The sequence below is a fragment of the Microlunatus sp. Gsoil 973 genome (genome assembly GCF_009707365.1).
Taxonomy (GTDB): Bacteria; Actinomycetota; Actinomycetes; order Propionibacteriales; family Propionibacteriaceae; genus Microlunatus.
In genome coordinates this window covers 3861143-3881834 of the sequence record NZ_CP046122.1, presented here as the reverse complement: position 1 = coordinate 3881834, position 20692 = coordinate 3861143, and the positions used below count along the sequence as shown (strand labels likewise).

20 protein-coding genes are annotated in these 20692 nt (G+C 64.7%); 10 read left to right on the top strand and 10 right to left on the bottom strand.

All coding sequences use genetic code 11. The annotated features are described in order from the left end of the window. Positions 1-50 precede the first annotated feature (50 nt). The gene (locus tag GJV80_RS18260; protein WP_154689118.1) at positions 51-1103 is read right to left on the bottom strand and encodes a diacylglycerol kinase family protein; all 1053 of its coding nucleotides are present in this window, start codon (positions 1101-1103) and stop codon (positions 51-53) included. A 148-nt stretch (positions 1104-1251) separates the two neighbouring features. Between GJV80_RS18260 and GJV80_RS18255 the strand changes: the two genes are divergently transcribed. Both GJV80_RS18255 and GJV80_RS18250 read left to right on the top strand, forming a co-directional pair. Then, positions 1252-1428: a hypothetical protein gene (locus GJV80_RS18255; RefSeq protein ID WP_154689117.1), complete on the top strand. Its 177-nt coding sequence runs from the start codon at positions 1252-1254 to the stop codon at positions 1426-1428. Positions 1429-1928: 500 nt separating this feature from the next. Next, positions 1929-2093, top strand: coding sequence for a hypothetical protein (locus tag GJV80_RS18250; RefSeq protein ID WP_154689116.1), 165 nt, complete (start codon positions 1929-1931; stop codon positions 2091-2093). 156 nt (positions 2094-2249) lie between these two features. Here GJV80_RS18250 and GJV80_RS18245 read toward each other — a convergent pair whose 3' ends face one another. The 3 genes from GJV80_RS18245 to GJV80_RS18235 form a co-directional block, all read right to left on the bottom strand. Continuing rightward, on the bottom strand, positions 2250-2624 hold the full coding sequence (locus GJV80_RS18245; RefSeq protein ID WP_154689115.1) for a Na+/H+ antiporter NhaA: 375 nt from the start codon (positions 2622-2624) through the stop codon (positions 2250-2252). Beyond that, positions 2624-3016 carry a hypothetical protein gene (locus GJV80_RS18240; RefSeq protein ID WP_154689114.1) on the bottom strand — a complete coding sequence of 131 codons (393 nt, stop codon included), beginning with the start codon at positions 3014-3016 and terminating at the stop codon, positions 2624-2626. The genes GJV80_RS18245 and GJV80_RS18240 overlap by 1 nt, the downstream gene beginning before the upstream one ends. Before the next feature lie 109 nt (positions 3017-3125). Beyond that, complete coding sequence (locus tag GJV80_RS18235; protein WP_154689113.1) at positions 3126-3383, bottom strand: hypothetical protein; 258 nt, start codon at positions 3381-3383, stop codon at positions 3126-3128. Positions 3384-3654: 271 nt separating this feature from the next. On the opposite strand from GJV80_RS18235, the gene GJV80_RS18230 reads away from it, so the two are divergent. The 3 genes from GJV80_RS18230 to GJV80_RS18220 all read left to right on the top strand — a co-directional run bounded on the left by GJV80_RS18230 (position 3655) and on the right by GJV80_RS18220 (position 5184). Beyond that, positions 3655-4194, top strand: coding sequence for a cupin domain-containing protein (locus tag GJV80_RS18230; RefSeq protein ID WP_195909007.1), 540 nt, complete (start codon positions 3655-3657; stop codon positions 4192-4194). Positions 4195-4651: 457 nt separating this feature from the next. Continuing rightward, on the top strand, positions 4652-4861 hold the full coding sequence (locus GJV80_RS18225) for an antitoxin MazE family protein (RefSeq protein WP_154689112.1): 210 nt from the start codon (positions 4652-4654) through the stop codon (positions 4859-4861). Continuing rightward, complete coding sequence (locus GJV80_RS18220) at positions 4858-5184, top strand: type II toxin-antitoxin system PemK/MazF family toxin (RefSeq protein ID WP_154689111.1); 327 nt, start codon at positions 4858-4860, stop codon at positions 5182-5184. The genes GJV80_RS18225 and GJV80_RS18220 overlap by 4 nt, the downstream gene beginning before the upstream one ends. Before the next feature lie 23 nt (positions 5185-5207). Here the strand turns inward: GJV80_RS18220 and GJV80_RS18215 are convergent, their stop codons facing one another. From GJV80_RS18215 to GJV80_RS24250, 3 genes are all read right to left on the bottom strand, one after another. Continuing rightward, the gene (locus GJV80_RS18215) at positions 5208-5621 is read right to left on the bottom strand and encodes a DUF3024 domain-containing protein (protein ID WP_230207829.1); all 414 of its coding nucleotides are present in this window, start codon (positions 5619-5621) and stop codon (positions 5208-5210) included. A 168-nt stretch (positions 5622-5789) separates the two neighbouring features. Continuing rightward, positions 5790-6944, bottom strand: a complete 1155-nt coding sequence (locus GJV80_RS18210) for an ATP-binding protein (RefSeq protein WP_154689110.1) — start codon at positions 6942-6944, stop codon at positions 5790-5792. Between the two features lie 674 nt (positions 6945-7618). Continuing rightward, positions 7619-7903: a hypothetical protein gene (locus tag GJV80_RS24250; RefSeq protein ID WP_230208497.1), complete on the bottom strand. Its 285-nt coding sequence runs from the start codon at positions 7901-7903 to the stop codon at positions 7619-7621. A gap of 23 nt (positions 7904-7926) precedes the next feature. Here GJV80_RS24250 and GJV80_RS24245 point away from each other — a divergent pair, with 23 nt between their 5' ends. Continuing rightward, positions 7927-8298 (top strand): hypothetical protein, encoded by a 372-nt coding sequence (locus GJV80_RS24245; RefSeq protein WP_230208433.1) that lies wholly within the window; start codon positions 7927-7929, stop codon positions 8296-8298. A gap of 351 nt (positions 8299-8649) precedes the next feature. Here the strand turns inward: GJV80_RS24245 and GJV80_RS25200 are convergent, their stop codons facing one another. From GJV80_RS25200 to GJV80_RS18190, 3 genes are all read right to left on the bottom strand, one after another. Next, positions 8650-8991, bottom strand: a complete 342-nt coding sequence (locus GJV80_RS25200) for a histidine phosphatase family protein (RefSeq protein ID WP_370518862.1) — start codon at positions 8989-8991, stop codon at positions 8650-8652. 304 nt (positions 8992-9295) lie between these two features. Then, positions 9296-11398 carry a DUF4832 domain-containing protein gene (locus tag GJV80_RS18195; protein ID WP_195909006.1) on the bottom strand — a complete coding sequence of 701 codons (2103 nt, stop codon included), beginning with the start codon at positions 11396-11398 and terminating at the stop codon, positions 9296-9298. A 103-nt stretch (positions 11399-11501) separates the two neighbouring features. After that, positions 11502-13286, bottom strand: a complete 1785-nt coding sequence (locus GJV80_RS18190; RefSeq protein ID WP_154689107.1) for a hypothetical protein — start codon at positions 13284-13286, stop codon at positions 11502-11504. Between the two features lie 735 nt (positions 13287-14021). Here GJV80_RS18190 and GJV80_RS18185 point away from each other — a divergent pair. From GJV80_RS18185 to GJV80_RS18170, 4 genes are read left to right on the top strand one after another with little or no spacing between them, the layout of a single operon-like run. Next, a complete protein-coding gene (locus GJV80_RS18185) occupies positions 14022-15467 on the top strand; it encodes a DUF3375 domain-containing protein (RefSeq protein ID WP_154689106.1) in 1446 nt (481 codons plus the stop codon). Next, positions 15464-16042, top strand: coding sequence for a DUF4194 domain-containing protein (locus GJV80_RS18180; RefSeq protein ID WP_154689105.1), 579 nt, complete (start codon positions 15464-15466; stop codon positions 16040-16042). Before GJV80_RS18185 ends, GJV80_RS18180 begins: the two co-directional genes overlap by 4 nt. Then, positions 16035-19433, top strand: coding sequence for an ATP-binding protein (locus GJV80_RS18175; RefSeq protein ID WP_154689104.1), 3399 nt, complete (start codon positions 16035-16037; stop codon positions 19431-19433). The genes GJV80_RS18180 and GJV80_RS18175 overlap by 8 nt, the downstream gene beginning before the upstream one ends. After that, positions 19430-20614: a Wadjet anti-phage system protein JetD domain-containing protein gene (locus GJV80_RS18170; protein WP_154689103.1), complete on the top strand. Its 1185-nt coding sequence runs from the start codon at positions 19430-19432 to the stop codon at positions 20612-20614. The genes GJV80_RS18175 and GJV80_RS18170 overlap by 4 nt, the downstream gene beginning before the upstream one ends. Positions 20615-20692: the final 78 nt, after the last annotated feature.

Here is a 20692-nt window from a genome sequence, read left to right as displayed (position 1 = left end):
ATGGCGACGGGTGAAGGCTTCCTTTCGGGTCTGGGGTTTCAGTGGTTGTCTCAGTTGTCTCGGGGCATGCGGATATCTCGGGGCATGCGGATATCTCGGGGCATGCGGATATCTCGGGGCATGCGGATATCTCGGGGCATGCGGATATCTCGGGGCATGCGGAGCGTGAGTTGGCCCGCCAAGAGTTTGAATCGGGCCCGCGTGATGTGGTCGATGATGTCGCCGTCGAGCTCGATGAGCTGCGGTTCCTCGAAGATGGCTTCGAATCCGCTGGCCTGAGCATGGAAGGCACTTCGTGAGCTGGGGAGCCCGCGGGGTGTCTTCCGGAGTCGGTGTCGTCTGCGATGAACCGCTCCGTTGGCGGCCAGTCGGATCCCGATCGGAGTCCACCCAGACAGTCGGCGTCCTGGTTGCAGGATGACGACATCCAGGAGGCCATCGTCAACGGCTGCGGCCGGCATCAGCACGATGTCACCGGTGAGCACACCGCAGTTTCCGATGATCATCGTGTGCGCCGACGTCGACTGTCGATCGTTGTTGTCGACGCGATACTCCACGGCGAAGGACTGGTTGGCCAGGACAGATCGAGCGATCGGGGGAATGTAGGCCACCCATCCGAACAGCGATTTGAGCGAAGTGTTGCTGTGCAGCGCCATCGCTGCATCCAAGCCGACTCCCGCCATCGTCAAGAAGATGCACTCGGTAACGGCACCCGACGCTCGCTCGAGTGTTGCTGAGATGATGTCGATGGCGTGGTCGCGGCCGGTGAAGGCAACGGACACGGCTTGATCCAGGTCGGTCAGCGGCAGACGAAGGTTACGGGCCAACAAATTCCCCGTTCCAGTCGGCACGATCGTGAGAGGCGCCGCTTGGCGAACTTCCTCGGCGATCGTGCGGACGGTCCCGTCGCCGCCGACCACGAGCACAACGTCGGGGCAGGCATCCAATGCATCGTGCGCTGCTCGTTGACCAGGGTCGTCTCGGGTCGTGGGGAACCACAGGCTCGGTTCCCAGCCGGCCGTCTGCTGCGCGTGCTGGACAGCCCGGCGAAGGCGCGCCACGTCTACGCTGGTTGGATTGAGGACGACGGCAGCAACAGGCAAGGATCTACTTTCGGATCGGCTAGGCCGATATTAGAGGGGCGGAGGAACTTGGCCGCTCGTCAGTCCGCGACGGCCGCCAGCAACTCGGCGTGGCGCTGGAGTCTGGCTGCCCGGGCGGGATCGTTGGCGGGCCGCCATCGTCATCGGCGTGGGACTGCTCCCGTTGCAGATGCTCGGCGAGGCGAGCGGAGTCCTCGGCCCACTTCAGCGGGACATCCCGGCGATCAGGCCGCCGGCGAGCTTTGGGAGTCTTTCCCGCTGGAGACACGTCCGGCTGACCAAGGTTGGTACGCTCGCGATCCGCCTGCAGCATCGCTATCGCTGATCATCGGGCAAGATCGCTTCCACGGAGAGCCATCCCCCGGGGCCATAGGTGATCTGACGTCTGCTTTGCCGCTCGAAGGTCTCTAGAATCCCGTTGCTCTGGACCTGGACGGAAGACTCTCGCCCAATTCGTACTGCCTGCCGATCGATGAGTTTGAGTTCTAACGGTCCCTTTGTCATCGTCCATCGTCCCACCGCAACGAGCTCTCGTCCCGCTTCGGGCGTGATGAGAATCGCGTACTGGAAGCGGAAGGGGCGCTGTGCGGCACCTCTCGAGCATGGCCGGCTCAGGCGCCGACAAGACGGGTAGTGCGGAGTATGCTGGGTTCTCCGGGCATGTGCCGATGAGCCTTCAGGGCCCAGGATGTCTGGGGTTTGGAGGCCGCTGTGAGCGGTTATACGACGATCTGGGAACGACGTCCGAGCTTTGATGACAGTGGCAGACGTCATAGGTCTGCGCGCTCCCTCGGTGAGGCTCAACTGATCATGCAGATGGCGTTCATGACCGAACCCGGGTTCCGGGCGGTGAGCATCATCGACTCGTTCGGCCGCACCTTCGGATTCGTCCTCACTGACCCGATGCTGTCTGAGCAGGACTACGTCGACCGTGATTTCGAGCCGTTCGAGGAGTGGCGACTCCAACCGACACGCAATCGGCTCGCCTGATCTTGTGAGCATCAACTCCGGCTAGCTTCGCGAGCGTCCTGGCAGTGAATCGGTCTGGGCAGGCGCAAATCTTGAGCTGTTATGACACGACCGCTGCTGGCTGGCATCATCTTGCTTGCTACTAGTCCTCAAGCCGCAGCCGGAGCCGCTGATTGATCAGTTCGCGGTCGATGACAGCGTTTCCCAACCTAAACGGCTTCGGGCGGGTAACCCACGTTGAGATTGATGCCGCAATGGTCGAATTCGGGCCAGGAGGGTCCGCGTCACCAGTCCCCACCGCAAGCTGAAGATACGCAGGTCATGGGTGACGTCGACGTCCCCGAGGGTGAGGCCGGATCGGGTCTGCCATGACTGGTCGTACGAGCCCTGGGCGACATTGGCCCAGACCAGTGCCGCGACGACTGCTCCGAGCAACAGGCCGCCGCTGCCGGACTCGGTCTGCAGGAACGCGCGCAGCGGAGGAGTGTGCCGACGTGTCCACGGGCTCTGGGCCGCCGTATCGGTTGCCGGGTCGGCCGTCGTGGCTGTCATCAGCGAAGGCTGCTGTCGGGACGCGCCCGGGTCCGTCGGAGGATCCCGATCGCGAGCAGCGCAAGCGCGGCCGCGCCCAGTGCGGCAACCCGGCGCGCGAGCAGGTCCGTGAAGCCGGCATCTTGGGTCATCACGCTGGCCACCGCGAAGGCGGTGATCAGGACTGCCGTCCAGCGTGTCGGGCAGGCCCAGCGCTCCCACCCGTGTGTACGCCGCAAGGCTGCGGCCAGGAAGAACGCCGCGATCACGAGCACCAGCAGACCGAGCGAGCTGACGGCGTTGTCGAGTTGCCCGCCGGTCCGGCCGGGCGCCATCTCGCGCTGATCACCCTGATCGAGTGACGACCGCTCACCCCGCTGCCGGGCACGTTGCAGATCGAGAGCCTGCAGCAAACAGCAAAGGAGGCGTCATGATCACCGGGGCAACCTCAGGACCGATCGCCGGCGAACGCGACAGTGCCTCACCGGTGGAGTATCGGTGACCGGTGCCCGCCGCGACCCATCACCCAGTGCTCGTGGGCAGCGGTACGAAATCGTCGTGCGCGGCCATCTGGGCGAGATGATCCGCTCCGCGTTCCCTGGCCTGCACGCCGAAGACCGCGGCGGGGACACCGTGCTCTCCATCCGTGGCGCTGACCAGGCAGCGCTCTATGGCGCGCTCGCCGAAGTTGAAGCGCTTGGCCTCGAGCTTCTCGAAGTCCGACGTTGCCCGGCCACCGGCCCGGAGGAGCCGTCGCCGTCGGGACCGTGACAGTCGCACCTGGTACTGGACCCGGACCTGCAGTTGATCTTGTGAGGTGTTGCGGAATGTTAATCTGGACCCTAGTGAGACGCAGTGGCTGATGGCGCCGCCCGGCGGTGTGTGGGCGTACGCTCATGCCGATGTGCGTGCGGTGAAAGGGACGTCGGTCCGACTCGGTCGCCTCGCGTGCACGGCCTCGAAGATGTTGCGCGTTCTGGTTGAGGTCAGCCAGGTTTGACACCAACTCGTACGCGTGCGCGCCGGATCGTCGACCAACAAAGGAGCCAGTGTGTCCAGCCAGCCCGCGCCCGTCCCGCCTGATGATCTATCCCGTGAGCTGACCATCGCACAGCCCGATCAGGACCAGAGCCTGCCCCACGTCGGGCTGGCCGGTGACACCTACACCATCCTGGTCACCGGCGAGGACACAGCCGGCAAGTACACGCTGATCGACATGCACGTCCCCCCGGGTGGCGGCCCGCCGCCGCACCGGCACGATTTCGAAGAGATGTTCACGATTCTGGACGGTGAAGTTCAGGTGACCTTCCGCGGTCAGACGATCGTCGCCCGCGCTGGCGAGACCATCAATATTCCGGCCAACGCCCCGCATGCGTTCACCAATATCGCCGGCAGTCCAACAAGGATGCTGTGCCTGTGCGCGCCCGCGGGGCAGGAGGAGTTCTTCACCCTGGTCGGCCAGCCGGTCGCCACCCGGACGCAGACAGCTTCTCCGCTCGACGCCGATGCCCAGGCAGCCTTTATCGCCAAGGCCGAAGAACTTGCACCCCAGTACAAGACCGAACTGCTCCCACCTCCCGACACCCGATAGCGTTCGGACGCTCAGGTGGAGTGCCCGACGAGGGTGCCCGAACGGACTGCCGGGCACCGTCCGCAGCTGCGCTCGGGTTGAATACGTCGAAGATGAATCGGGCCTCGGGTGCCATGTGTCGTCGAACCAACTGCAGGCAGCTCACCAGGTCCTCTGCCAAATGCAGATGCAGAAGCGAGTTGGCTGTGATGAAGACCAAGTTGAACGCGCGGTTCAGATCGAAGACAGCTTGGCATTGCGGAGAACTCATCGCTGATCCCGGTGGTACATCCGTCCATGGTCACTGGTCTGGTGGTGTTGACGCCGCTGGCAAGTTTCGCAAGGTAGGGAACGGAGATCATCCGCTTTGCGGTCATAGACCAGTGATCTGTGGTGGCTCTGCCCGGTCGAGAATGGGTGCCTGGCTCGCTCGCTGGTTGGTCTTCTCCCGCAGGATCGTTACATGTAACCTCGTGGTATGTCAGTCAAGGACCGCGTGAGCAGCTATCGGCGCCGGATGCGTGAGCAGGGCTACCGCCCTGTTCAGATCTGGGTGCCCGACGTGCGTACCGAACGATTCGCTGCGGAGGCGCACCGTCAAGCCGCACTCGTGGCGGCAGCGGATCGAGACGGCGACGATCAGGACTTCATCGAGGCAGTATCGGTGCCTTGGGATGACGAGGAGTGATCCGCGGAGAGCTCTGGACGGTCGCCGGCGGCGCTTACGCGTCGAAGCCGAGACCGGCGCTCATCGTGCAAGACGACGTCTTCGACGCCACGGCCTCGGTGACGGTCGCTCCGCTGACTAGCACCCTGACGGAGGCTCCGCTGTTGCGCATCCGTATCGGCCCCTCGGCGTTGTCCGGGCTGGAGCGCGATAGCGAGATCATGATCGACAAGCTGACCACGGTGCGGCGGACCAACGTAGCGAACCGTCTGGGCCGGTTGACAGCTGAACAGCTCACCGAGGTCGAACGCGCCATGATGGCCTTCCTCGGACTCGCCAGGTAGCCGATCAACCGCTAACGGCCCGGTCAGCGCGCCCTCGCGGCCTGATACTTGGGCACGAAGCTCCGGCATCGGTGTGCCCGGTCATCGATCCCTTGCGGACACGGGTCAACCCAGAAGATTCCTGTGGGGTCGTGGTCGATCTCATCGAGCAGCTCGTTGACACGGTCTGAGGAGATAAGCGGGTCGTACCGATGGAAACGCAGATTTCGGTCGCGCCAGAACAGTGACCATGTTCGCGTGGTCTTGGTGTAGCGAAGCCGCGCAATCGGAAAGCGGGTCCATTCTCGGCCGTAATCGGCTCGCCAGGGCGCGCGTCGTTCGACAATTGTCAGGTGACGTGGAGTCACCTCACATTCGACGCGGACTTGGTCGAGTGCCTGTTCTGGGACGCGTTGGACGCACCAGCGTCGGACGCGTGCGACGTCGGTCTCTGGCATTCCTGGTTCTGGCACATCGGTCAGTGTTCCAGCCTGGATGCCGTGCCCGGACGCATGCCCGGTGAGGTTGCCCGGACGATTGTCCGGAGCGGGACCCCCAATTGCAGCGGCCGGTACCGCGATCTGGTGCTCGCCCTGGTCCGGCCGGGCATCCGGTTGCGCTCATCGCTAGGTCTGTGGATTGTTGGTCGACAGGGCCCTGGTCACTGGATGGTCGATGAGGTAGTCGCGTAGGTAGGGCAGCTCGAAGGCCAGTCTGCCCCTGCCTGCGGCGGTGATCATTTCCGCGTCCAGTAGTCGGCGACGGTACTGGTTGGCGTAGTTGAGGTCGACGCCCATGCGGCGGGCGACGTCGGCAATGCGGGAGGGTCCGTCATCGATGGCCATGGCGGCCAGGAAGCTGCGGTCCACGTCGGAGAGGTCTCGCAGGGCAGGCTCATGGATCATGCGGCCGGCCCGCCGGACCGCTCCCTCAACGCCGGCCCGAACATGGTCCACGGTGATCGATGCTTGGTCCGGGTCGGCGCGCCAGGATCGATGGCCGACCAGCTGGATCAAGAACGGGTAGCCACGAGTGCCGTCGACGGCTAGGTCGAGCGCCTCATCGTCGATGGTGCGCCCGGCCATCTTGATCGGTTCGGCCAGTGCTGCACGGACGGCGGCTTCGGGCATCGTCCCCAGCACAAAGCGCTCCGCACGACGCAGGAAGGACGTCACCTGATCGGAGAGCAGATCGCTGACCGAACTGGGAAGACCGGCCGCGACGAAGGCAACCTGGCGTCCCTCGCGGAAGCAATGCTGCACAGCGTGGGTGATCTGTCGAACGTCGGCCAGCGCCGAGGTGTGCACCTCATCGAGTGTGATCAGGACGCCGGTGCCGAGTCGCGCATCCGCCACATCGGCCAGTCGCTCCAAGCCCGAGCGGAAGCTCAGGGTCGGTCGCGGCACCCGGTCCTCGTAGGTGCCCTGAGCTCCGGCCCCGAAGCCGGCCACGCTGGCTGAGCCACCCGTTGGTAGAAAGCTGCGTGCTTCGGGGTCGTGCTCGTGGAGCAACTGCGCCAACCGGGTTTGGGCGAGCTCCTGGGCGACGCCGACACCGGTGGTGGCCGAGACCACCAACCAACCCCGCTGCAGGGCCGCATCCTCGATGCTGTTGAGTAGCACAGTCTTGCCGGAGCCACGGCTGCCAGTCACCAGCATCGCCCGGCCTGGTGATCCGACACCGTCCTGGAGGCCTTCGACGAAGACCTCCAGTTCCTCTTCGCGTGCGGCTAGCAGCGGCGGCGTTACACCGAACGTGGGGGTGAAGGGGTTCCCAGCCATCCTTCTACCTTCGTTTACAGTCTTTACAGCTTTTACAGTCGTTTACAATAGCAGTGCGCGTGTTTACCACTACAAATGGAACGGTTTCCGCAGTACAAGCGGGACGGGTTGTGCAGCGGTCGAAGCCGAATCCGGGGTTCGTGGCTGCCCGGGACCGGCGACCCTTCGCAGCCAAGCTTCGCGAGCAGCTCTCCCGACAGCTCTCCGAGCTATCGACCGGTTTGCCGCCCGGGCTTCGATGGGATGGGCAACATCGTGTTGCTCCCCGGTGGCATTCGTCCCCGGGTTGCTCAGGAGGACTGAGGGATGGCGGGATTGCTGGTTCTGCTGCCGAACCCGCTGCAGCAAGGTTGGACGATGTCGTTGCTCAGGTCGTCCTGAGCACCTGCGCGGGTGGCGGTGATTCTCGGGACGACGCCAAGCCGAGGCGGGTAGCGTCGTCCGCCGTGAGTGTCGAGGACCAGATGCACGCTGCCGCGGTTGATCCTGTTGCACCGGGCAGGCGTGTGGTTCGAGTGCATCCATTCCGGACCTGACTGCGTCCTTTTCCGGCCGAGCTGACTCTGGCGACGGCAGACGGGCCGATGACCTGCGTCGTCAAGGCCGTTCCCGAGGCGGACAGCCGTCTGGGCGTGGAGAGGCGGCCGCCCTTGAGGCATTGAGGCGGGTCGGTGTCAGGTCCGAGGGTACTGGCCGGGCCGAAAACAATTCGGAGCGATTCCGGCGGGTTCGATGTCGTGATCATGACCCGGCGGCCGGGTGAACCACTGCCATGAGTCCGTGTCAGCGACGTTGCCGTCGCGGATCGAACCTGTCGGCTGCTGTTCGACGCGGTAGACGAACTCCACGACCTCACCGAAGAGATTGCCGTAGGTGCCGTCGCAGACGGAATCCCTCGAACGACCCTGGAGCAGGAACTTGCAGCGGTCCTCGCCCGGCGACTCCCTGGGCTGGCACACCGACCCTTCAGGACGCCGCAGAGATCCTCGATGAACACCTGCCTCAACATCGGCTACCTCTCGCCTTTTCCAACGGTGACTACAACCCGCGCAATGTGTTGGCCGACGACTCCGGGCTGATCGGTTGGGTCGACTTCGAACATGCCTGGTTCGAGGATCCGTTGATCGGCTTTCCCAAGTTCCTGTTCTGGGCCGATGACAGCGGATGGATGTTGGCCAGTCGGACCGGACTCGTTGAGCGGTATCTGTACCGGCACCGCATCGCTCCCGCATCCTTCGCTGTCCGGGTCGTCCTGCGTGGATTGACCCACCTCGTCGACACCAACCCCGATGACCCGCCGGCAGTCATGATCAAGACGATGGAGCATGCCTTGACCACGCTCCGATCCCGATGAGCATGCCCGGTCAGTCATCGTCTGCTGACACATCGCTGATTCGTGATCTTGGTCGGCCGTCGTCGAACCACGCATGGGACAGGGCGACACGCGTCGGGTCTTGCCGGGTCATCTTTGCGCGGCCGGCCATGCCGGACAGTGCCAAGCGTGTCCGTCCCGCTCGATGAGGAACGGTTGGGCGTGCGGGAGTGGCTTGCCCCAGATCTGAGTGCCAATACTGCAGAGGCTGCCGGTCGTAACGCTGAGACTGGCGACGTGCCCGACCAAGGCGACGGTTTCGCCGCCTGTGTCTTGCTGATGTTGTCGAGCGCGGTAGTCATACGGTCGGGGACCTGTTGGCCTGTTTCACCGTCAAAGACTCGGCGTTCGAGCTGCCCCTCGACGATCCATGCACGGAGCACCGCTGCCACCTGCTTGCCGGTCGTGCTGGGCCTTGGCGCCCTCGTGCGATCCGATGTGGACTTCCGTGAGCTCGGACATGGCTTCGATCTGGGAGTTTCGCAATCGTCGAGCGAGGTGGCTGGCCGTCCGCCGTGCCCGTAGCGCGGTGCTGGAGTAGATGGCATTGATCGGTTCAGACCTAAGCAGCTGCGCCGCGTCGTCGGCCTGGCGGTGCCCGCGCGAGGTCAGCGGCGACGTGGGTACAGATCCGGACACGCCGGCGATGCCGTTCTCGGACTCGGCATGACGCATACACCAGATGCGGACCCAATCACGCGGCCCGTCCCCGAGCAGGTCGGCATCGGAGTGTGCGGGGCTGGACTGACCGCCGATCATGACGGCCCTCGAGAAGAATCGCTGGACACCCATCATGAATATCCGGCGCTGCTGCCGTTGGCAACGTCAAGGACGCACAGCTGCCCGGTGATCGAATCTCCACGGCGCCGCGACCACCGCACCAGTGAGCTCTTGACAGGCATCGGCGATTCAACGCCCACTCGAGCATCCAGCGGCTCCGCCCTCGGCTTCCGGTACCGGAGCCTACGCTATCTGCCTGTCACGCCTTGTGTGGTGTGAATTTCACTGCTGTGGTCCTCGCCAGCTTGCCGCCGCCGTCGTACTCGATATAGGCGAGGTACGTGGTGCCATTGGTCAGCTTCTTGATGTGGGCACCCTTCGCGTTGTAGTTGACGTCGGTGTAGGGCGCGAACGGCTCGCGGGCGCCCAGTTCCTTGAGATAGACCGTGTAGCCCTTCCCGTTTGCCGACGCGATGGGGAAGTCGATGCTCACCTGCCCGTTGCCGGACGACACCGTGCTTACGGGAACGTTCGCGGCGCTGTCGGCGGCGACGACCTGAGTCGAGCCGACGAGGTTGGCGCCCAGGTCGGCGTCCCAGATGCCGTCGCCCTTGTTCGCAAACCGGATGCTGCGCTTGTTCGCGGTGGTCTCCTTCGGGTCGTTGATCTTCAGGTAGACCTCGTAGTCGCCGACCGGCACGCTGCCGAGCTCGCGCATGTCCACCGCGAACGTCAGGTCGCGGTACGCGGCGGTGTTGCTCGCCCTGCTGTCCAGGTCGGGCCGCCAGGTACGGGCGTCGAGGTCGGTCAGCGTTGTGTAGGACGTGCCGTCCGTCCGGGACTTGAGGACCACGGACACGTTCTTCTTGTTGACGATGTTCCCGAAGCCCACGTTCTGGATGCTCCCGACGAACTCCAGGGTGCCGTTCTGCCTCACCCACGTGTTGGTGCCGGCCTCACGCAGCACCAGCCGGTAGCCGAGCCTGTCGCGCCAGTACTCCGCACCAGTGCGGCCGTCGTACACCGGGTCGAAGATCGCGTACTTCGTCGTGTAGGGCTCCTGGTAAGCGTTCGTCATCTCCTGCCCGACGCTCTCCTCGGTGTACTCGAAGTCGCCCCACCGGTCGTGGACGGCGTCCTCGTAGTCAGCGTTCAGGTAGACGGTCTGCGCGTAGGACGCCTCCCAGGCGACGAACGGGTACGTGTTCCACAGGGTCTCGTCGCCCTGCGCCTCGCCGCCGTAGAAGTTGTTCTGGTGCCGGATCCAGGTCATCAGCCGGCCGCGGTCGTAGGTGTCCGGGTCCCCGAGCGGGCTGCCCGGCCACCAAGCGCCTTCGGAGAGCGACCCCCAGTCGTCGGGGTAGTTGGCTCCCTCGTCCTCGCCGTACGCGTAGCTGTCGTTGAAGAATCCGAAGCGTGCTTCCGGGGTGCCCGGCGTCGGAGCCGGGATCTGGTCGATGTCGGCGAAGGTGTAGTGGGTGCCGTAGGTGGCGTTGTACCAGGACAGGAATGCACCACCCTGGACGGTGATCGAGCGGGAGGCGGGGACGGCGTCCAGCCAGGCGTCCAGGAGCCAGGCGTAGGCCTCGGGGCTGGTGCCGAAGGTCGTCGAGTGCATCTCGCCCCAAGGACCGAACCAGCCGCCGTCGACCGACATGATGACGTCTTCGAACTCGTGGAGGATCGGTTTCAGCTGGGCGATGTGCCCCAGGAGTGTGTCCTTGTCCGGCTCGATGTCCGCCACTGACCGGTCCAGGTAGCCGTCCTGCGGGTGGTCGACGTCCACCCAGCTGAATCCGGGACCGTCGTAGTCGAAGCGGACGATGACGACCCCGTCGCCGTTTCGTACCTGCTGGAGCTTGTCCCGGATGTAGGCGAGGGCGTCGACCGTCAGAGGCTGCGACGTGCCCCGCGGCGTGGGCAGGACGTTCGCCTTCCAGTAGTCGAAGTGCGTCGCGTAGTCGTACGGTGGCTTGTCGCCGGGTCGCGACTCGATCGACACGTTCGCCGGCGCCCGGTAGCCCGCGTTGTAACGCACGCCGCGCGCCGTCAAGGCGTTGCTCGAGAAGTTCCGGAGGTCGAAGTAGATGTGGCTGACGCGGGTATTGACCACGGCGCCGCCCACGGTCACCCGGGTATCGCCGACGTTGACGGTGCCGGAACCCGTGCCGGTGACGGGGACCACCATGCCGTCGTTGGCGCGATAGAACCCCCGGTCCGGGTTCGGGACGTCGACGGGGTTCTCCACGTAGTCGAGGTCCTGCGCCACGAGCGGCGCCGAGGGCCTTTGGCCGGGTGCCGCACCCGCCGGGATCACCGCAACGGTGAGCAGCAGCGCTGCGCCCAGTATCAGGGCAGGCACTCGTCCGAACTTTCGCTGCGTCATGTGATTCTCTCGCTTCTCGCGTCGGTTGGGCAGTGTCAGGTTCTGCGGGGGGCGGGCGCGTGGTTCAGGACCGGCAGAGTCACGCCCGCGGTCGCTTGGGTGTGAGGCTGACCGTCTCGGTTCTCGACGTTTGCCCGTCAACGGTGTGCGTCACGTAGGCGAGATATTCCGTCCCGTTGGCCAGCCCCTTGATGTGTGCGCCGCGGGAATTGAAGTTGACGATCCGGTAGACGCCGAACGGTCCTGATGCTTTGGCCACCTTGAGGTACATGGAGTAGCCCCGTCCGCTAGCCGAGTCGATGGCGAAGTCGAGGTCTGCCTGTCCGTTGCCGGGAGTGACGCCGTCGACGGGAATGTACGGGGAGTCCTCGCCGGGCATGCCGCCGTGGGCGAGCCAGTAGCTCTCGAATTCGTTCCAGCCACCGCTGCGACCCTGTCGGCTGTAAACGCCGACATTGTCCAGGTATGCGCCGTCGAATCCCTGGTTGATGATGCGGTCGATGGAAGAGGTGTTGTCGCCGGTCGCGACGTTTCGGTATGGGCTGCCTCCGTTGATGATGATGTCCCGCCACTCGGGATTCCACCACTGCACGACGGCCTCTTCGGCATAGTTTCCGCCGTATCCGAGAGCGAGCCAGGGCGGTGCATCGTCGGGAGGGGAGTAGACGCCGTTGATGATCTTCCCGGACCTCATGCTGCGTTCGGTGTTGGGGTTGGTCGGGTCGATCCACGCCCAGTCGTCCTGGCAGTACCACCTGTTCTGTTCGGCCGACCCGACGCTGAGGTAGGCGATGACCTGGCGTCGGCCGCCATCGGGCTTGTGCTTGAGGCTCTCGATCTCGGCTCGGGTGAGTGGCGTCTGGTTCGCGGGCAGTGCACGGTGGTTGTAGAACGAGTCGATGTAGATCACGTCGTAGTCGGAGTTGCGCAGCGCGTTGAGCCACGTGTCGCGACCGGCATCTTCGTCGAGGCCCGCGGCCCGCCACCACCAGTCCCACTCGTCGCCGTAGATCGTGATCGCTTCTTGAACGGCGGGATCGTCTCCGACAGGCTGGTAGGGCCCGCCCGCGGACGGAACGAGGAGGCCGTTCCCGTAGGAGTCTGTGATCCGCGTCCGGTCGCCGTCGCCTGCCGTGTAGTCGGCCTCCTCCGAGTCCCAGGTGCCCCAGGCATCGTAGGGGCGGCTGTTGATGTTGTAGAGGTAGTTCTGAGCTTCGGTCAGGTCGTCGACGTTCCTGGTGCCGTCGATCCTGTCCGCCAGGCCGATCGCCGTCGGGTCCTCGACCCAGAAGTAGTCGCCGTTCTCCGCCCAGCGCTTGCCGGGATATAGCTGCTGAGCCAGATCCCCGCCGATGCGGGGATACGGGATGATCCCCCAGTTCCGCGCCCGGGCGTCGTACGCCTCGAGCTCGGCCATGGAGTCGACGGTCGAGGTCTCGGTGACCATCAGGCCGTCCTGGGCCAGCTTTATGTAGGCCATCTGCTCCGTGGTCGGTGTCGTCCCGTCCCCGTCCATGACCAGGTCTTCCTTGCCCCAGCCGTCGACAAGGGAGACGAGCCCATCAAGCTCTCCCTTGTTGACGTCGCCGTCGACGAAGGCGAGCTGGGCGGCGTCCTGAGGGATGATCTTGAAGTCGGGGTCGCGCATCTTCGCGTGCTGTGCGAGCTCCATGATGAACGCCTGCATCTTGTGGGTGCGCCCGAGCAGACCCGGCCCGCTCGCGTAGAGCTCATTGATCTGCTGCTTCAGCGCCTCCGTCGAGTCGACGGGCTCATGCGGCCGTACGGCAGACGCGGTCGCTGTGGCCAAGGTGAGTGCCAACGCCGCTGCTGCTGCCAAGGCAATGGTTCGCCGGAACCTCATCACAGCTCCTCCCCACAACCACAGGATGTGTCTCGCGTGCTGACATCATCCGATTGTTGGAGCGGTTCAGAAAAGGTTCCTCGTCGAAGTGATCATTCCGGGTGATCAATTGTGCTCTTGGTGTTTGGGGTGGGCTGTGGCGCGCCGGTGGTGACAGGATCCGGCGCGGAGGGGTCCGAGCCCACTGTGCACGATGGCGCATCCGTCATCGTGTTGTCGTACTGCACCAGCTGCGACCGTCCCGTCCGGGCCGGAGGGACTGCACGGGACGGCGGTCGACGTCGGTGACGGTGACCGTGTGATTCAAAATGCCTACGGTTGGCGTTTCCGATGGGTACGCCCGCCCGCTGGCTCACCCGGCGATCGTGACGGTGGGCTCACACCCACCAGTGTGTCGGACATCATCGTGACCCTTCGTGCCCAACAAGGGCGGTAGAGCCACTTACATCGTTAAATCGACAGCCCCCGGGACGCAGGAGCGGATGGCCTGCAGCAGCATCGGGGATTCGCCTATCCAGCCATGGGCCCGCCTGCGGTGAGGCAGGATGCAAATATGAGTGGGGGCATCCCCTGAGACGCGCGCTGCGGCGAGTCGATCGCCCGGGCGCGAATCGGTGGGCCGGCAATCGCGAGGTCGAAGCCGTCGGCGCCCCTGGGTAGTGTCGCATCAACGGCACGGCGGCAACTTCTGAGCATAGCCACTGTGCTCGGCCCGCATCCTCCCGAAGGAGTGAGATGGACTACGACGCGATCGATGCGTTGCGTGAGCGGCATCCTGCGTGGCGGCTGCTGCGTGCTGGCAACGCATCGCTGATTCTGTCGTTCCTGGGCAGCTTCTTCGTGGACAGCAACCGTGGAGCCACGGCGGCGAGCGAGGTCGCAGCGGCGCTTGATGATCATGTGTTTGGGCTGAACAGCAAGATCAGCACCGGTAGCGACGAACCCCGCTTTCCGAGGGAGCCGCGCGAGTATCTGGAGGACTGGTCGGCGACCGAGGCCGGCTTTCTCCGGCGCTTCTATCCGGCGGGAGACGAAGAGGTCCACTACGAGGTGACGCCGGCATTCGAGCGGGCGTACGCCTGGGTCGAGTCTCTCAAGGGGCGCGCCTTCGTCGGCACGGAGTCTCGACTGCATACCGTGGTCGACCTGTTGCGCCAGATCGTGCACGGAGTGGAGCCGAACCCTGACGTGCGGATCGCCGAACTGCGTCGACAACGAGACGAAATCGATGCCCAGATCGCCGCGGTCGATGGCGGCGACATCCGGATGCTTGACGAGACCGGCGTCCGCGATCGCTATCAGCAGTTCGCGGCAACGGCGCGCGATTTACTCTCCGACTTTCGGGAGGTCGAGGAGAACTTCCGCCGGCTCGACCGGTCGGCCCGAGAGAAGATTGCCGGATGGGACGGCTCCAAAGGAGAGTTGCTGGCTGACCTGGTCGGCAGCCGGTCCGACATCGCCGGATCCGATCAGGGCCGTAGTTTCCAGGCCTTCTATGACTTCCTGTTGTCCGAGGCTCGGCAAGACGAGTTGTCGGCGTTGCTGAGCAAGGTTGCCGGGCTGTCGGCTGTGGAGGCCGACGGCCGGTTGCGCCACGTCCATCACGACTGGTCCGAGGCCGCCGAGCGCGCGCAGCGGACCGTACGGCAGATCTCCGAACAATTGCGCCGGTTCCTCGACGATCAGGTCTGGATCGAGAATCGCCGCGTGTTCGATCTGGTCCGCGCGGTCGAAACCACGGCCCTGGAGCTCCGAGACGATCCGCCAGGCATCGGTCTGCAGGTTGATCAACCCAAGATCGACATCGTGCTGCCGTTCGAGCGTCCGCTCTACGCGCCGCCAGCCTCGGCCGACGTCGACAGCGTGATCGACAACACGCCCGCTGAGGCGATCGGATCAGTCGTGCTGTTCGCCCAGGTGTTCATCGATCAGGCCCGGCTTGCCGGAAACATCCGGTCCGTGCTGCCGCAGCGATCGTCAGCGCTGTTGGGAGACATCGTGGAGCTGTATCCGATCGAGCAGGGCGCGGCCGAGATCATCGGATACCTGGCTCTCCAGGACGACGACATACAGATTGAGCTAGACGAGACCGATGACACCATCCTTGACTACTCCGACCCGGCTAATCCGGGATCGACCATACGAGCCCGGTTGCCGAAGGCAACGGTGACCCGCAGATGACTGACCAACTCGCAACCGGTAGCGCCATCATCAGGCTGATGCAGGGTGTCGTCTACAAGGAGTCCGACGAGGAGACCTGGCTCACGCTCGAGCGATCTGCGGCCGGCGTACGGGACCATTTCGGGACGATCGGACTGGACGTCGTCGTTGACGACACAGAAGGGTATGCCTACCTGCGGTCGAAAGCCACCGAGCAGGGTGATGATCAACTTCCGCGGCTTATCAGGCGGCGGAGCCTTAGCTACAACGTCAGTCTTTTGTTGGTGCTGCTCCGCAAACGGTTGGTCGAATTCGAGACCTCGGGCGGCGAGGGGAGGCTCGTGCTCGACCGGGACCAAATCGTCGAGATGCTCCGGGTGTTCCAGGCCGAGACCAGTAACGATGCCCGGGTCGTCGACCAGGTGGAGCGAACGATTTCCAAGGCGGTCGAGCTCGGTTTCCTGCGAGCGCTGCGACAGCAACCCGATCATTGGGAGGTGCGACGAATCCTGAAGGCCTACGTCGACGCCGAAACGCTGTCCGACTTCGCCGCCAAACTCCGCGAGTACGCAGGTCAGCGGGGCGACGATGAGTGAGGCGCTCTTCTCGACTCTCGAGCTCGGCCCCACGCCGAAGGCCGGCTACAGGCTGCAGCACCTCGAGATGCTCAATTGGGGCACCTTCGACCAACGGATCTGGTCGATGACGCTGGGCGGAAACACCTCGCTGCTGACCGGTGACATCGGATCTGGCAAGTCGACGCTGGTGGACGCACTGACCACGTTGCTGATGCCGGCGAACCGGATTTCCTACAACAAGGCCGCAGGCGCTGACGCGAAGGAGCGGACTTTGCGTTCCTACGTCGAAGGCCACTACAAGTCCGAGCGAGTTGAAACCTCGGGGCACACCCGGGCGATCGGTCTCCGCGAGGGCCCCAAGTCGTACTCGGTCATCCTCGGAGTGTTCGGTAACGACGGCTTCGATCAGACGATCACGCTGGCGCAAGTTTTCCAACAGCGAGAGCGGACCGGCCAGCCGTATCGGTTCTTCGTCACAGCGACCAAGCAGTTAACGGTCGCGGACGACTTCGCCGATTTCGGCAGCGACCTGCGGGATCTGCGCCGGCGACTCCGAGCCGGCGGTGCGGAGATCTTCGACGATTTCCCGAAATACGGCACCTCGCTGCGCCGGTTGCTCGGGATCAAGTCCGAGCAGGCGCTGGAGCTCTTCCACCAGACAGTCTCGATGAAGTCGGTCGGCAACCTCAACGAGTTCGTCCGCGACCACATGCTGGAGGCATCGGATTCCGGGCAGCGTGTCCGGGACATCATCGGTCACTTCGAGGATCTGACCAAGGCTCACGATGCGGTCACCCGGGCGCGCGAACAACTGGAAGCGCTCGACCCGATCGTGGCGACCTCGCAGAAATACGACCGGGCCCTGGCCGACCGTGCGGGGCTGGAGAAGCAGCGCGATGCTGTGCGACTGTATGTCGCTGAGCTGCGCTCTCGGCTGCTGGGCGAGGAGCTCGACCTTTATGGCACCGAAGAGCACCGCTTGCGCCAGGAACAGGACACAGCCAGAAGTGGGCTGGAGACTCTGCAAGCCGAGCGCGATGCACTGATCGAAGAGCGCGCCGGGGCGGGTGGCGACAGGATCGGGGAACTGGAACGCCTCGCCGGCCAGGCGCGCGCCGAGGCGGAGGCTCGCCGTGTTCGCCGAGACGGGTTCGACCGGGCGATGGCCGAAGCCGGTTTGGATCCGGCGGCCGACGCGGCCGCTTTCGCGAGGACCATTTCCGGGGTGACCGCGGAGCGCGCTGTGGCTGTTGCTGCACGGCGGGATGCGGACGTCCAGTTCGCCGCTCTGATGGGCCGGGCTCGAGAGTTGCAAGCAGCCTCGGAACGGATCGCCGATGAGATCGCCAGTCTCGAACAGCGCACCAGCAACCTTCCGGTCGAGCAGGTGGATCTGCGGGCCCAACTCTGCACAGATCTCGGATTGACGCCCGAACAGCTGCCGTACGCCGGTGAGCTGTTGGACGTCGCCGAGGAGCATGCCGGATGGCGCGGAGCTGCCGAACGCGTGCTGCGCGGTTTCGCGGTCTCGCTGTTGGTGCCGCAGGAGCATTACGACGCCGTCGCGGGCTGGGTCAACGGGCGCCGGTTGACCTTCCGCGACCGGGACGGTCGGCCGGTCGGAGCGCGACTGGTGTACGAGCGGGTAGCAGCCCGGCGCGTACGGCTGCAGCGCCAGCCTGGCGAGGGACTGCTGCTGGCCCACTGTGTGGAGATCAAGGATGGTCCGTTCGCCGATTATCTCGCCGACGAGCTCGTCAGGCGCGCCGACTTCCTCTGCGCAGAAAGCCTGGAGGAATTCCGCACGGCTCGGCGAGCCGTCACGCTTGAGGGCCAGGTCCGATCCGGGGAGCGGCACGAGAAGGATGACCGGCATCGGGTGGACGATCCCCGCCGCTGGGTCCTCGGGTGGGCGAACGAACGCAAAATCGCGGCACTACGCGATGAGTTCGGTGAACTGCAGACGGCCCTACACGCGGCCGACCGGGACATCGCGGCAGTCGGCGCCACCCGCGACGAATTGCAACGACGACTGGACGCCCTCGGTCGGCTGAGCGGCTACACCGTCTGGTCGGACCTTGATGTGGCCGAGGCCGAAAGCCGTGCCGAGGAAGCCGACGCGGAGCGGGCGAGGCGGCTTGCGGGCGAGTCCCGGCTGGCTGACATCAACCAGGCATTGGAACGCAATGAGCAACGTGCCGCCGAGGTCAATGCCGTGGTCGCCGACCTGACCGGGCGGCTCGCCCGGATCACTGAGCGCATCGAGCAGGCAACCACGGACAAGCGCTTGGACGATGCCCTTGTCGGCAGTCGACCGGCTGCGGAGCTGGGAGCCGCACGGATGGCGTACCCGGAACTTGACGCCCGGCTCCACGACGCGATGCCGAGCCGTTCCGCCCAGTGCTCCGCTGCGGGGCAGCGGCTGACCGAGGAACTGTACGGACGAATCGAGCGGCTGACCAAGGAGCTCGGCGGGCTCGGGCAGAGTCTCGCCGGCTATATGAACGAGGTGCTGCGCCGGTGGCCCGAGTTGCGTAGCGACATGGACGCCACCGTCGAGTCCCGCGGCGACTTCCTGACCTTCCACCACCGGGTCGCTGATGACGATCTGCCGCGTTTCGAGGAAGAGTTCAAGCGGCAGCTCAACACCAACACGATCCGGGAGCTGGCGCAATTCAACAACTGGCTGCGCCGACAGGCCGAGGAGATCGACGACCGGGTCGGCAAGATCAACGAGGCGCTCGGCGCGATCCCGTATAACACCGGTCGCTACATCAAGCTGGAGAAGCAGCCGACCACCAATACCGACGTCTCCGCCTTCCGGACCGACCTGCGCAGCGCGACCGACGACACACTGTCCAGCGATGATGATCATTATTCCGAGCAGCGGTTCTCCGACGTCAAACGGATCATCGACCGGTTCCGCGGCCGTGAAGGCTATGCAGATTCCGACAAGGCCTGGGCGCGGCGGGTCACCGACGTCAGGAACTGGTTCGTGTTCTCAGCCTCCGAACGTGATCTTGTGACCGACGAGGAGTGGGAGCACTACAGCGACTCCGACGGCAAGTCCGGCGGCCAGAAGGAGAAGCTCGCCTACACGATCTTGGCCGCATCGTTGGCCTACCAGTTCGGGCTGGAGTGGGGAGTGGAGAAGTCGAAGGACTTCCGGTTCGCGGTGATCGACGAGGCGTTCGGCCGCGGCTCAGACGTGTCCACCCGCTACGCGCTGGAGCTGTTTGCCAAGCTTGGGCTGCAACTGTTGATCGTGACGCCGTTGCAGAAGGTGCACGTGATCGAGCCGTATGTGAAGGCGATCGGCTTCGTCGACAATCCAACCGGGTCGTATTCACGCCTGCAGACCATGACCATCGAGGAGTATCGCGAGCAACGAGACAGGTATCGGTCGTGACTTCAGGTCATTGGACTGAGCCGGACGACATCGCTGCTCGGGTCCGGCGGCGCTGGGACGACGGCGCGCTGCTGAGGTCGTACGCCACCGGTGCGGAGTTTCCGACGATCCAGATCCGACTGCGCGGCCCGTCCGCTTCGGAGATCGGCGATGATCTTGGTGCGGCCCGGGACTGGGCTCGGCGCCTAGACACCGGACGCCGAGACAACTCCCGCTACGACCTGGAGTGGGCAATGATCGGCGGCAGGCGCATCGGTCGCAACCGGGTGCCGTCGCGCGCAGTGATCTCCTCCTACTCTCAGGCGTGGGCGCTGCTGGGCGTGACCGGGGCAGTGCGCCGATTCGGCGCGATCTTGGCGTTAGTTGATGACCATGAAGCGGTCCGCGACTGGGTAGTCCAGCATCCGCTACGGGCGCTGGAATTGTCTGAGGAGCTGCCGCGGCTATTGGCTGCCTTCGACTGGCTCGACGCGCATCGATCCAGCGATCGGTATCTGCGGGAGATTGCCGCGCCCGGAGTGGATACGAAGTTCGCGGAGCGGCATCGCGCGGTGCTGGCTGACCTGCTCGGCGTCTCCAGAACCTCTACTGGGTTCCTTGTTGGATTGGGATTACGGGCGAAGCCCGAATTCGTACGGCTACGGTTCGCCTCCTCGCTCGGGCTGCCCGCACCGCTAACCGAGCTTGGCGTGCGAGCAGATCAGCTGGCCGATCTTGATCTCGGTCCGACGCGGGCGCTCGTGATCGAGAACGAGATCACCTACTTGAGCGTCGACGTGCCGGCCGACGGTGTGGTGATCTGGGGCAAAGGTTTCGACGTGGACCAGGTCGGCAAGCTCAGTTGGCTGACCGACGCCGATGTCGTCTACTGGGGGGATCTTGACACTCACGGGTTTGCGATCCTCGACCGGCTGCGCGCCTGGCTGCCCCAGACCCGATCAATTCTGATGGACCGTGAAACGCTGCTCACTCATAGAGATCGGTGGGTAGTGGAGGACCGACCGGCGACGTCCCAATTGACACGGCTGACAGCCAACGAAGCCGATCTCTACTTGAGTCTCGTGGCTGACGCGTTCGGCGACCGGATCCGTCTGGAACAGGAGCGGATCGATTGGTCCTGGGTCGAACAGCGGTTGGGTCGGGCGTTCGAATCTCCGCGGGTCGATCCGGCTGGATCCTGATCACTCGGCGACCGCGCGCTGGACTTGCAGTGATCGCCCGGATTTCCGGGAGAGATGCTAGGCCTTCCTTCTAACTGT